Raw genomic sequence first — 12,641 nt, forward strand, 5'->3', positions numbered from 1 at the left:
CGATAGACGCATGGCCAAGCTCGACTACGACGCCCTCAACGCGGTGACCCGGTACATGATGATCTCGGTCTTCGCCGTGCAGCCGGATGAGCTGCCCGCGGACGAGAAGTCGCGGGCCGGCATCGCCGCCGAGACCGCCGCGTACCTCAAGAAGCGCGAAGACGCGGGCGTCGTCGTCCGCGGGCTGTACGACGTGGCGGGCTTCCGGGCCGACGCCGACTTCATGATCTGGACCCACGCCGAGCGCGTCGAGGACCTGCAGGCCACCTACACCGGTTTCCGTCGCACCGCGCTGGGCGCCGCCACCGAGCCGGTGTGGAGCGCCGTCGCGCTGCACCGTCCGGCCGAGTTCAACAAGAGCCACCTGCCGGCGTTCATCGCGGGCGAGGACCCGGGCGACTACATCTGCGTCTACCCGTTCGTGCGGTCGCTGGACTGGTACCTGCTGCCCGACGACGATCGTCGCCGCATGCTGGTCGAGCACGGCATGGGTGGCCGCGAGTACCCCGATGTCCGCGCCAACACCGTGCCGGCGTTCGCGCTGGGTGACTACGAGTGGATTCTCGCCTTCGAGGGTCCGGACCTGGCTCGCATCGTCGAGCTGATGTGGAAGCTGCGCTACACCGACGCGCGCCGCCACGTCCGTGAGGAGACGCCGTTCTTCACCGGCCCGCGGGTCGGCATCGAGCAGTTGGTCGCCAACCTGCCGTAGCCAGAGGCCTAGCTGGGCCCCGCGGGCCTTTAGTGGCGCGTCTTCACGCCGCCGTTGGAGACAAGACATGCGACGTCTCGTTTCTCTAGAAACGAGAGTTATTTGGCGGTGGTGGTCTAATCGCGGGTATGCCTGAGCTGGTTTTCGCAGATGTCTCGTCGGGCGCGTTGGAGGCCGGGCAGTCACGGGCGGCCAGCCCACTGGCCCGCGTCATACTGCCGCGCCCGGGTGAGCCGCTCGACGTTCGCAAGCTCTACATAGAGGAATCGGACACCAACGCGCGGCGTGCCCACGCGCCCACCCGGACGACGTTGGAGATCGGCGCCGAGTCCGAGGTCTCGTTCGCGACGTACTTCAACGCGTTCCCGGCCAGCTACTGGCGGCGCTGGTCGATCCTGGAATCGGTCGTGTTGCGCGTCGAGTTGACCGGCAGTGCCCGCGTTGACGTCTACCGCTCCAAGTCCACCGGAGCCCGGATCACCGTCGGCGGCGCCCCGATCCATAGCGCGACCCAGGGTGAGCCCGCGGTGCTCGAGTTCGAGATCGAGCTGACCCCGTTCGAGGACGGCGGCTGGATCTGGTTCGACATCACCACCGACGCGAATTCCACGCTGCACCACGCAGGCTGGTACGCGCCGATCGCCGCGCCCGGGAGGGCGAACATCGCCGTCGGCATCCCGACGTTCAACCGGCCGTCGGACGCCGTCAACGCACTTGCCGCACTGACCTCGGACCCGGCGGTCGACGAGGTGATCAGCGCCGTCATCGTCTCGGATCAGGGCACCAAGAAGGCCAAGGATCATCCCGGGTTCGACGCCGCTGCGGCCGCGCTCGGCGATCGGCTGTCTATTCACCATCAGCCCAACCTCGGCGGGTCCGGCGGCTACAGCCGGGTCATGTACGAGGCGCTGAAACACACTGACTGCGAACAGATTCTGTTCATGGACGACGACGTCCGCGTCGAGCCCGACTCGATCCTGCGGGCGCTGGCGTTCAACCGGTTCGCGAAGGTGCCCACGCTCGTCGGCGGCCAGATGCTCAACCTGCAGGAGCCCTCGCACCTGCATGTGATGGGTGAGATGGTCGATTCGGCGAACTTCATGTGGTCGGGAGCGGTCAACACCGAATACGACCACAACTTCGCCAAGTACCGGCTCAGTGACGAGGAGGAGTACCGCAGCAGGCTCTTGCACCGTCGTATCGACGTCGACTTCAACGGCTGGTGGATGTGCATGATCCCGCGCAAGGTCGCCGAGGAGTTGGGTCAGCCGCTGCCGCTGTTCATCAAGTGGGACGACGTCGAATACGGGCTGCGCGCCGGGGAACACGGCTATCCGACCGTGACGCTGCCCGGTGCGGCGATCTGGCACATGGCTTGGAGTGACAAGGACGACGCCATCGACTGGCAGGCGTACTTCCACCTGCGCAACCGGCTCGTCGTCGCTGCCATGCACTGGGACGGCAACGTTCGCGGCCTGGTGGCCAGCCACTTGAAGGCGACGATCAAACACCTTGTCTGCCTTGAGTATTCGACCGTCGCCATCCAGAACAAGGCGATGGATGACTTCCTGGCCGGGCCCGACCATATCCTCTCGATCCTGGAGTCCGCGTTACCCGACGTCCGCAACTTGCGCGCACAGTACCCGGACGCGGTGGTGCTGGAGAGCGCGACGGCGCTGCCCACGCCGTCGGACAAGAAGTGGCGCCAAAAGGTCACCATTCCGTCCAACCTGCCGGCGATCGCGACTCGGCTCAGCCGCGGCGTCTTGCACCAGCTCAAGTCGCACGAGCCCATCCATCACCAGCGTCCGCAGATCAACGTCGCGACGCAGGACGCGCGGTGGTTCTCGCTCTGCAAGGTCGACGGGGTGACCGTGACAACCGCCGACGGGCGCGGCGTGGTCTACCGTCAGCGCGACCGGGCCAAAATGTTCGCCCTGCTGCGCGAATCAGTCGGGCTCAGCATCCGTGTCAGCACCGCCTTTCCAAGGATGCGCCGCACCTACCGCCACGCCCGCCCTCGCCTTACAAGCCCCAGCACCTGGCAGCGGGTTTTTGAGGCGAGCAATGCCGATTAGCTGAGACAAGTTCTGAGTCGGCCACATTGACACGACAGTCGAGCACTGACACTCGTTCTGTTGGCCGGTCATGGAATCAGGATGGCACCACAAGTTTCGGACAACGAGTCAGAGGTCGGACTCTGCGGTCACCCGCCCAGCGGTGACAGCGTCGCGCAGCGCGGTGAAATCGCGCTCGTTCTGGTCGGCGTAGGCCTCGGCGAACCGGGTCAATGCCGTTTCGGCAGCGTCGCTGCTGCCGAGGTAGGCGGCGATCGCGATGCGATCGCCGGTGCGGGAGTGGGCCCGGGCCAGTGCGTGGGCGCAGGCCCGTCCGTAGTCGGCCAGCAGTTTCGGGCTCGATGTCTGCACCGACACCGCACCCTTCCAGTCGTGGAGCTGACGGACGTAGTAGTCGGCCTCGTAGCCGTCCGGCCCGACGGCGTGCAGCCACCCGAGCAGGATGTCGCTGCTGGCCTGCATCAGCCGTTGCCCGACCGAAACCCGTTGGGCGGCATTCGCATACGCGCTGGCGCCGAGGAAACGCTCCAGGACCGAGGGCTGGGCCTCCTTCATCTGCAGCAGTAGCGGGTCGCCGCTGTCGCGCCCGCTCAGCAGCACGATCCACGCCCGCAGACCGACGCTGCCGACGCCGACCACCTTGCGCGCCATGGTCACGTAGTCGAACCGCTCGATGAGGACCCGTCTGCTGTCTTCCAGGCTGTCGCGGTAGCGCTGCATGAACGGGGTCATCTGCTGTTCGTATTGCCGGGCCCGGTCGGCGCCGACCAGTTCCTCGATGGGGACCACCAACGGTGGCCGGCTGATGAGCCGGCTCTGGCCGTCGACCGTTTCGGTCAGCTTCGCGACGGCCTGGAGACTGTCATGGGCGCGGGCCTTGGCTGCGGTCTGCTGGATCTCGCGGGCGAACTTGGTGTCGACGCTGTTCTGCAATTCGGCGTCCACGGTGGTCTGGGTGTACCAGGCCGCCAGTTCGCCGATGCCGGCCAGCTCCTGCATGCGGGTGCGGTAGCCGCTGACGCAGCTGCGGACCACCTCCGCGCGGGCGTCTGCTTGAAAGCCGTTGTCCCGGCCGGCGATTGCCAGACTCGCCACCAACCGCTTCACGTCCCATTCCCACGGCCCGGGCAGGGTCTCGTCGAAGTCGTTGACGTCGAACACCAGATTGCGTTCGGGTGAGCCGAACAGGCCGAAGTTGCACAGGTGGGCATCGCCGCACAGTTGCGCGGTCAGCCCGGTGTGTGGGCCGGCCGCCAGATCTGAGGCCATGATCAGGGCCGCGCCGCGATAGAAGGCCAGCGCCGAGGTCAGCATCCGGCCGTATCGGATGGGGACGAGGTTGGCGATCCGGGAGGTCGCCTGCGACTGCAGCAGAGCCACCGGGTCGGGGCGGTCGGCGGTGATGTGGACGTCGGCCAGCGCCGCTCGGGGGAGCCTGGCGCGGGCGGCGCGCCCGGCATCGCGGCGTTCCTGCACCGACTGCTTCATCAGCCGACCGCGGTCCCGAACAGCAGGCCCAGCACGTACGTCACCGCGGCCGCGCCATAGCCGATCATCAACTGGCGCAACGCTCGTCGCAGCGGCGGCCCGCCGGAGAGCAGGCCGACGATCATGCCCGTGGAGAGCAACGCCAGCCCGACCAGGACCGCCGAGACGACGACGGCGGTGATGCCGGTGAGCCCGAACAGGTAGGGGAGCACGGGGATCAGCGCGCCGGATGCGAAGAACATGAAGCTGGACGCGGCGGCCTGCAGCCCGGTGCCGACGGCTTCGTGCTTCTCGGTCGACACCTCGCCCAGCGGCGAGTCGGCCAACGCGCCCGCCCGCAGGCTCGCGAAGACGTCGGCGGCGCGGACGGCCGCGTCCTCGGGGCTCATCCCGCGGGCCCGGTAGACCAGCTCCAGTTCGTTGGCGTCGACGTCGAGCGCCCGCACGGCGGTGCCCGCGGTGGCGCTGGGCGTCGACGCCTCGAGCAGTTCGAGTTGCGAGTTGACCGAGACGTACTCGCCGGCGCCCATCGACAGGGCCCCGGCGATCAGGCCCGCGAGTCCGGTGGCCAGGATCGTCGCGCTCGACACCCCGGTGGCGCCGATGCCCAGGACCAGTGCCAGGTTGCTGACGAGCCCGTCGTTGGCGCCGAACACCGCGGCGCGGAAGCTGCCCGACAGCTGGTCGCGGCCTCTACTGGCAAGGGCGCGAACAACTTCCATGTGGATGCGCTCGTCGGCGGCCATGGTCGGCGTGGCGTCGACGTCGGTCTCGTACTCCGAGCGCGCTTCGGCCCGTTGCGCCAGCGCGAGGGTGAACACCGAGCCGAGGTGCCGGGCGAGAAACCCGAGGGCCCGGGTCCGCAGGTCGGGCCGATGCGGCTTGCCCACCTGGTCGCCGAGCAGCGTCAGCCAGTGCTTCTCGTGCCGGCCTTCCGCGAGAGCGAGTTCGAGCAGGATGTCGCGTTCGGCGCCCTGACGGCGCTGCGCCAGATCGCGGTAGACGGCAGCTTCGGCGCGTTCATTGGCCAGGTGCTGCCGCCACCGCCGCAACTGTGCGTCGGTGGGCTGCGCGACCACGTCTCAGCTCTCGGCCGGAACCAGGCGAAGCGAGATCGAGTTGATGCAGTAGCGCTGGTCGGTCGGGGTCGGGTAGCCCTCGCCCTCGAAGACGTGTCCGAGGTGACTGTGGCAGTTGGCGCACAGCACCTCGACGCGCCGCATGCCGAGGCTGTTGTCGGCCCGCAGGATCACCGCGTCCGAGTCGGCCGGGTCGAAGAACGACGGCCAGCCGCAATGGGAATCGAACTTCTCGGTGCTGCGGAACAGCTCGGCGCCGCAGGCCCGGCACTGGTAGACGCCCTCGGTCTTTGTGTCGGTGTATTCGCCGACGAACGGGCGTTCCGTCCCGGCCTCGCGCAGCACGTGGAACTCGGCGGGAGTCAGTTTCTCCCGCCACTGAGAGTCGGTGAGTTCAACTTTCGGCGGCGGAATGCTCATGCGCTCACGCTACCCGTGGGAGCGGGCTGAGGCTTGGACAACCACAACGGGTCGATGCCCTGGTCCAGCCGGCCGTCCTTCTTGGCGTCGAGGTAGCGGAAGTACAGCACGCAGAACACCACGACGAGCATCAACGACCAGCCGTAGGTGATCTTGATGTACTCGAGGAACCGGCCGGTCGTCGGCCACCGCCACATGAGCCAGCGGTCCATGGTGAGGAAGCCGTACACCGCGAGCCACGCCGGCCAGCTGCGGATCGTCGACCGCGGCAGTACCACCGTCATCAGGAACGGGAACAGCATCATCGAGTAGTAGCCCTGCGCCAACGACAGCACCAGCCACGAGGTGATCAGCAGGACACCCGACGACGTCAGCATCCAGAACAGCTGGTCGCGCTCGCGGTAGTAGCGGTACAACAGCCACAGGCTGGCCGCGGCGAGCACCACGAAGGCGATGCGCAGCAGCATGATCAGCCACATCGGCAGGCCGTAGTAGATGCCGTTGCCCAGCACCGAGCTGTTGAAGTAGTCGCGGGTCTGGAAGATGTACGGCACGGTGTTGCGCACGAAGCCCATCGGGTCGGCCGACAGCGGCCAGGCCACGGCGTTGAAGACCAGGGGTACCGCGAACGCGGCGACCAGGGCCCGCCACTGCCGGTTCAGCAGGGGCAGCAGCAGCAGGACGCCCAGCAGTGGCTTGAGCACCAGCGTCAGGCCGATGGCGGCTCCGGCCAGCCATTCGTGGTTCTTCTTGCCGTCCAGCAGCCAGGTGAAGAACAGCACCTCGGCCAGCAGGATGCAGCCGTTGACGTTGGTGAAAACCAGTGTGTTGGTGACCGATTCGGTGCAGTACATGGCCAGCAGGAGGGCGGGCAACGCCACCGACGTCAACGAGAACTTGAACAGCCGTACCAGAAGGCCGGCGGCGATGATGATCGCGATCGAGTTGATCGCGACGAACCAGAACCGCGACGCGAACTCCGGCAGGAACCCGAACGGCGACAGCAGCAGGGTGCCGCCGGGCGGGTACAGGTAGTGCGGGTCGACATAGTTGAAGTGCTCGTTGTAGATGGCCCAGTGCCGCCGGAAGTTCGACACCGCGCGGTACACCGGACCGAAGTCATCGGTGATGTAACCGTTGGTCGTCAGCACGTAACTGCGGTGGATGATCGACACGATCGCGATGGGCCACAGCGCATTGCGAACGATATTCGCGGTGCTCTGTGGGCCGGTGCGGGGACCGAAGACGCTCAGGAGCGATAGAGGGCGCGTCACCACCGAACCCTATAACGGGGTGTCGGACCGGCTTGCTAGGCCGGGCAGAACGTGTCGGTGTCCGGCAGCTTGCCGGTGGTCAGGTAGCCCTGCACCGGGGGTAGGGCACACGCCGTCGTGTAGACGAGGGTGCCGTGGCCGGTGCCCTGCCACATGACACGGCGGCTGTTGTTGCCCGCGTTGATCGCCATGGCCGCCACCGCGGCGACGCCGTCGCCGCCGACGATCGCGTCGTTGTGGGTGCCCAGCAACAGGATCGGCACCTTCAGTTCCTTGGGGGCCGCGGGCGCGGGGCTGCTGGGCCAGCTCAGGCACGGCGCCAGGCTGAGCGCACCGACGGCGCCGAACTGCGGGTACTTCTTGGGCCAGGCCACCAGCAGTTCACGGACGCGGTCCGGGGTGGGGCGGTTGACGGAGTCGTCGCACCGGTTGACGAACTGTCCGTCTGTCTGACGCGTGTCCTCGGCCGTCTTGCTCAGCGCGTTGAGCGCCGTCGCGTCGCCGCCGCGGGCGGCGGCCAGCGCGCCGGCGAGAGACAGGGTGTTGGCCAGCCCGTCGCCGCGCGGGTAGCCCAGTGCTGTGGTGATCGACTCGACCAGACCGGCCGTCGACGCGCCGCCGGCACCGCGCCCGGCGCGGGCCTCGGCCAGCATGCCGTCGATGGCGCCCTTGGGATCCGGGCCCAGTGGGCAGTTGTTGGCCACGCATTGCGCGGCGAACGCGTCGAGCGCCGCCTGCTGGCCCTTGACCCGCTGCTCGGCCGTCGCTTCGGCGGAGATGCCCAGCGGCAAGGGGGAGTCCAGCACCAGCCGGGCGACCTTGGTGGGGTGCGACGCCGCGTAGGCCAGGGCGATCTGGGCGCCGTTGCCGATGCCGAGAACGGCCAGTGCGGGCACGTCCCAGGTGCTGCGCAGCCGCTCGAGATCCTCGGCCGAGTGCGCGTTGTCGTAGGCCGACTCTCCCGGCGCGATGCTGTCGGTGCAGTCGGTGGTGGCCGAGGTCGCGACCTTCGCCAGGTTGGCCACCTGGTCGTCGCCCGACAGGAACTGGGCCTGGTCCAGCAGGTCCTGGCGATCATTGCTCGACACACAGCTCAGCGGGCCCGACATGCCCATGCCGCGGCGGTCGACGGCCACGACCGGGCGCGCCTTCAACAGGTCGACGCCGCCGCGCTGCAGCCACACCGGCAGTTGGTGCGACGTCGGGATGTCCGATCCGGTGGTCATGACGATCGGTCCGGCATCGGCCGGGGTCGTCGCCAGCCGGGCCCGCACTACACCGATGCTGACGGTCCCGGCGGAGCCGCCCAGGGAATCGAGATCGGCGTCGTAGTCGGAGCAGTCCAGGATGACGCCGGGCACGGCGGGCACCGTCGCGTCGCCGAACACCCGGGACGTGCATTCATGCCACGTCATGTCCTTCTTGGGCACGGCGATCGGCGGCGGCCCCTCGGGCGTCTTGGAGGTGGTCGCCGCGCCCTGCGGGCGGGCGCCGGAGTCGGTGACGTAGCGAGGGTTGGCGGCCAGCAACGGAGCGCATCCCGCGACGACCGTAGACAGCACCACGGTCGACAGGCTCAGGGCCGGGAGCAGCAGGCGGCGACGCATGGCCACCACAGTAGCGATGCCGGTGGGTGAGACCGGTCAGCGGACGTAGCGCGTGTACAGGTAGCCCGCGGTATCGGTGAGGACGTGGCTGCGGCGTAGCCGGGTGTGTGCCTCGCCGGGGCCCGAGGCGATCCGCCGGGCGAATCCACCGACCAGGATCGGCGCGATGGTCACGCACATCTCGTCGATCAGGTCTTCCTCGATCAGCATGTTCAGTACGGACGGTCCGCCCTCGGTCAGCACCCGCTTGAGCCCGCGCGCGCCGAGGATGCGCAGCACGACGTGCGGGTCGACGCGGTCGGGGGCGGTGCCGGAGGCGTCGATGACGTCGGCGAGCCCGGTGAACCGGCGGCAGGTGTCGTCGATGCTGTCGCGGCTGGTGAGGATCAGCGGCGGTACTTCGGTGCGGGTGAAGAATTTGGCGTCGTGCGGGATGTCGGCGCTGTGCGTGATGACCGCGATGGGCGGCACCTCGGCCTGGCCGCGGAGCTGGCGGGCCTGGCGTTGCGGCGCGGACATCTGAGCGCCGGAGTAATTCTCGATGCGCACGGTCGCCGCACCGACCAGGATGACGTCGGCCTGCTGGCGCATATAGCCGAACAGTGCCCGGTCTCCGGGGCCGGCCAGGCCGCCGGCGCGGCCGTCGTCGGTGGCGCCGCCGTCCAGGCTGGAGATCATGTTGGCCCGCACCCACGGCCGGTCCAGCTCCGCGGGGTAGCTGTAGAACGGCGCCAGCAGCGTGTCGTCGCCGGTCTCCGGGTCGGCCGGGAAGGGGGCGCCTACCGCGCTGAGCTCTGTGAGCTGCGTCGCAGCGTCGGGATCGGACACGTGAATCATTGCAACACGCCGCTATGGTGCGTTAATGCCTGGGGCCAGCGAAGTCGCGCACCTGACCGATCGTCATCCGACCGTCACGCCGGAAAGACTGATCGCCGAACTGGTCCCGCCGCCCACGTTCGCCGACGTCAGCTACGACTCCTACCGGCCCGATCCGAACGAGCCGTCGCAGGCCGCCGCGGTGGTCTCGGCGCGCAAGTTCTGCGAGGACGCGGTCCGCCAGCGGGCCGGCAAGAAGAAGCTGTTCGGCAAGCGTGAAGCACTGCCCGGGGTCGGCATGTACCTCGACGGCGGCTTCGGTGTCGGCAAGACCCACCTCCTGGCCTCGACGTACTACACGCTGGCCGGCGCGAACGCGGGCCCCGCCGCGTTTGCCACGTTCGGTGAGCTGACGCAGCTGGCCGGCGTCTTCGGCTTCACCGAGTGCATCGACCTGCTGTCCGACTATGTGGTGGTCTGCATCGATGAGTTCGAGCTCGACGATCCCGGCAACACCACGCTGATCTCCCGGCTGCTCTCGGCGCTCGTCGAGCGCGGCGTCTCGATTGCGGCGACGTCGAACACGCTGCCCGAACAGCTCGGTGAGGGCCGCTTCGCCGCGCAGGACTTCCTGCGCGAGATCAACACGCTGTCAAGCATTTTCACCACCGTCCGCGTCGAAGGACCCGACTACCGGCAGCGGGCGCTGCCGTCGGCCCCGGTGCCGCCGTCGGAAGAGGACGTGCGGACCTGGGCGGTCGGCGTCGACGGCGCCACGCTCGACGAGTTCGATGCCCTGTGCGCACACCTGGCCACCATGCACCCGTCGCGCTATCACGCGTTGATCGAAGACGTGCACCAGGTCTTCATCACGGGCGTGCACATGGTGTACGACCAGTCCGTCGCGCTGCGCCTGGTGTCGCTGATCGACCGGCTGTACGACGCGGGCATTCCCGTCGTGGCGTCGGGGGAGAAGATGAACACCGTCTTCAGCGAAGAGATGCTGGCCGGCGGCTTCCGCAAGAAGTACCTGCGCGCCACGTCGCGCCTGCTCGCGCTGACCCACGAGGGCACGCAGCTGCACGCCTGAGGTCTACAGCGGCCGCACCAACACGTAGTCGCTCTCGGTCCGGGCGCCGAGCTGAAACGTCTTGGTGCCGGTGACCTCGAAGCCGTGCTTGCGGTAAAAGCGTTGGGCGCGTTCGTTTTCCTGATTGACGCCCAGCCAGACGCAGCGGGCGCCGAGCTCCCGCGCGCAGGCGACCGACGCATCCATGAGCGTCGCCGCGACGTCGCCGCCGTGGGCGTCGGGCAGCACGTAGCACTTGGACAGTTCGACGGCCGGCCGGTCCGGCACGGCGCGCTGCACGTCGGCGTCATCGGCCACCCCGCGAATCAGCATGGTGTAGCCCAGGATTCGCGCCTCGTCGTGCGCGACGAACACCGCGCGCTCGGGATCGCGCAGGTAGTCGCCGAACCGATCGGCGGACAGGTTGCCGGCGATGAAGGCCGCGATGTTCTCCGGCGTCGACGACGGTGGGCAGGCCAACGGGAACGTCGCGGCGGCCACGTCGGCGAGTTCGACGAGATCGTCGGTCTGCGCCTGCCGAACCTGCACCGTCATCGGGATCTCCTTGTCCGGAAACACAAAACTGCCCCTGTCCGCACGGGGCAGGGGCAGTTTATGTCCGGACGTATGAGTCTCAGGGCAGCTGGTCGCCCGGCTGCCAGATGTTCCACTGCGCGAGGTGCGTGCCGGTGGCCGGGTTGAGCATGACCACGTTGGTCACCAAGCCGCGGTAGACGTCCCAGTAGACGACGCCGTCGACGGTCGAGCCCGCGGGCGCGCTCAGCAGCTTGAGTTCCAGCGCGTTGGGGTCGTCGGTGTGCTTGGAGGCGTAGGCGTCGGCGTAGGGGGTGACGCCGCTGAACGTGACCCCGGTGGCCATCCAGTGGGGATTGGGCGTCGCGATGACGTGCACGGTGACGTCGGCCTTCCACGGGCCGCCCTGGGCGCGCCAGCGCGGCGAGCCGTTCCAGGTCCAGCCCGGCGGTTCGTCCGACGGCAGCACGTTGTGGACGGTGACGTCCGCGACGAGGCCCTTGTAGTCGACGCGGAGCGTCTGGCCGAGGTTGCCGATGCTCGTCTCGGCCGCCGCGGCGGGCGCCAGCGTGGCCGCCAGCAGGGTCAACGCGCCGAGCAAACCCGCCAGCCAGCGGTAGGTCCTGTTGCCATTCACGCCCGTGCTCATCGCGTCCTCTCCGTTATGACTGCATCGCATGATGGCATACCGCCATCATGACCTCGCCGGAATGGAGTAGATCTCGCCACTCGGCCGAGGCCAGTGGGACGTTTTGTCCCTGTCAGTGGACACTCACGCGGGCCCGGACTGCTCGCCGGCCGACTGCTGGGCGGCGACGAAGTCGGTGAGCATCTTCTCGAGCTCGGTTTCGAGACGACCCTTGTCGACACCGAGCCGGTGCAGGGGTCCGTCGGCGTCCTCGGATTCGAGCAAAGCCAGCAGGATGTGTTCGGTCCCGATGTAGTTGTGCCCCAATCGAAGTGCCTCGCGGAACGTCAGTTCCAGGACCTTCTTGGCGGCGCCGTCGAACGGGATCAGCGCCTTGGGCTCGGCAGTGCCGACGGGCACGGCGGCGGCCGTGCGGATCTGGTCCGCGGTGACGCCTTGGTTGCTCAGCAGCACCATGGCCAGTGAACCCGGGTCGGTCAGCAGCCCGAGCAACAGATGGTCGGTGGTGATCTCGGCACTGCGCGACGTGTGCGCGGCCTGCTGGGCTTCGACGACAGCGGTGCGGGCGCGCGGGGTGAAGCGGCTGAACCCGTCCTTGGGATCCATGGTGTCGAATCGGGGTTCCTTGGGGACGAAGCGTTTCTGGGCGGCTTGTTTGGTGACGCCCATGCTGGTGCCGATGTCGGTCCACGACGCTCCCGAGCGGCGGGCCTGGTCGACGAAGTGGCCGATGAGATGGTCGGCGATGTCGCCGAGATGCTCGGCGGCGAGCATCGCGTCGGTGAGTTGGTCGAGCGGTTCGGTGTGCACCTTCTTGATTGCCTCGATGAGGTCGTCGAGGCGGATGGTGCCGGCGATCGGATTGGGGGTGGAGGTGTGCGCGGATTCAGCAGATGTGGCCATGCGTCAACCGTA

At 68.2% G+C, this 12,641-nt stretch carries 12 protein-coding genes; 3 read left to right on the forward strand and 9 right to left on the reverse strand.

Translation table 11 applies throughout. The annotated features are described in order from the left end of the window. Window positions 1-10: 10 nt before the first annotated feature. Complete coding sequence (gene hemQ, locus ACJH6J_RS19425) at window positions 11-712, forward strand: hydrogen peroxide-dependent heme synthase (RefSeq protein ID WP_406804407.1); 702 nt, start codon at window positions 11-13, stop codon at window positions 710-712. A gap of 128 nt (window positions 713-840) precedes the next feature. After that, on the forward strand, window positions 841-2,790 hold the full coding sequence (locus tag ACJH6J_RS19430; RefSeq protein WP_406804408.1) for a glycosyltransferase: 1,950 nt from the start codon (window positions 841-843) through the stop codon (window positions 2,788-2,790). Between the two features lie 108 nt (window positions 2,791-2,898). Here ACJH6J_RS19430 and ACJH6J_RS19435 read toward each other — a convergent pair whose 3' ends face one another. Genes ACJH6J_RS19435 through ACJH6J_RS19460 form a run of 6 tightly spaced genes read right to left on the reverse strand, consistent with a single transcriptional unit; the run spans window position 2,899 to window position 9,495 of the window. After that, the gene (locus tag ACJH6J_RS19435; protein WP_406804409.1) at window positions 2,899-4,278 is read right to left on the reverse strand and encodes a DUF2252 domain-containing protein; all 1,380 of its coding nucleotides are present in this window, start codon (window positions 4,276-4,278) and stop codon (window positions 2,899-2,901) included. Then, a complete protein-coding gene (locus ACJH6J_RS19440; protein ID WP_406804410.1) occupies window positions 4,278-5,357 on the reverse strand; it encodes a VIT1/CCC1 transporter family protein in 1,080 nt (359 codons plus the stop codon). Before ACJH6J_RS19440 ends, ACJH6J_RS19435 begins: the two co-directional genes overlap by 1 nt. A gap of 3 nt (window positions 5,358-5,360) precedes the next feature. Continuing rightward, window positions 5,361-5,777: a peptide-methionine (R)-S-oxide reductase MsrB gene (gene msrB / locus ACJH6J_RS19445; RefSeq protein WP_212811659.1), complete on the reverse strand. Its 417-nt coding sequence runs from the start codon at window positions 5,775-5,777 to the stop codon at window positions 5,361-5,363. Continuing rightward, a complete protein-coding gene (gene aftC, locus ACJH6J_RS19450; RefSeq protein WP_406804411.1) occupies window positions 5,774-7,051 on the reverse strand; it encodes an arabinofuranan 3-O-arabinosyltransferase in 1,278 nt (425 codons plus the stop codon). The genes msrB and aftC overlap by 4 nt, the downstream gene beginning before the upstream one ends. A gap of 35 nt (window positions 7,052-7,086) precedes the next feature. After that, a complete protein-coding gene (locus ACJH6J_RS19455; protein WP_406804412.1) occupies window positions 7,087-8,658 on the reverse strand; it encodes an alpha/beta fold hydrolase in 1,572 nt (523 codons plus the stop codon). A 36-nt stretch (window positions 8,659-8,694) separates the two neighbouring features. Continuing rightward, the gene (locus ACJH6J_RS19460) at window positions 8,695-9,495 is read right to left on the reverse strand and encodes a pyrimidine reductase family protein (RefSeq protein WP_135356908.1); all 801 of its coding nucleotides are present in this window, start codon (window positions 9,493-9,495) and stop codon (window positions 8,695-8,697) included. Between the two features lie 25 nt (window positions 9,496-9,520). Here ACJH6J_RS19460 and zapE point away from each other — a divergent pair, with 25 nt between their 5' ends. Beyond that, window positions 9,521-10,564, forward strand: coding sequence for a cell division protein ZapE (gene zapE, locus ACJH6J_RS19465; RefSeq protein WP_061001716.1), 1,044 nt, complete (start codon window positions 9,521-9,523; stop codon window positions 10,562-10,564). 3 nt (window positions 10,565-10,567) lie between these two features. On the opposite strand, the gene ACJH6J_RS19470 is transcribed toward zapE, so the two are convergent. From ACJH6J_RS19470 to ACJH6J_RS19480, 3 genes are all read right to left on the reverse strand, one after another. Beyond that, entirely contained in the window at window positions 10,568-11,098 is a 531-nt protein-coding gene (locus tag ACJH6J_RS19470) for a GNAT family N-acetyltransferase (protein ID WP_135356909.1), read from the reverse strand. A gap of 79 nt (window positions 11,099-11,177) precedes the next feature. Beyond that, entirely contained in the window at window positions 11,178-11,726 is a 549-nt protein-coding gene (locus ACJH6J_RS19475; RefSeq protein ID WP_135356910.1) for a hypothetical protein, read from the reverse strand. Window positions 11,727-11,849: 123 nt separating this feature from the next. After that, the gene (locus ACJH6J_RS19480; RefSeq protein WP_135356911.1) at window positions 11,850-12,629 is read right to left on the reverse strand and encodes a Clp protease N-terminal domain-containing protein; all 780 of its coding nucleotides are present in this window, start codon (window positions 12,627-12,629) and stop codon (window positions 11,850-11,852) included. Window positions 12,630-12,641: the final 12 nt, after the last annotated feature.

Source organism: Mycobacterium sp. SMC-18 (assembly GCF_045310895.1).
Lineage (GTDB): Bacteria > Actinomycetota > Actinomycetes > Mycobacteriales > Mycobacteriaceae > Mycobacterium.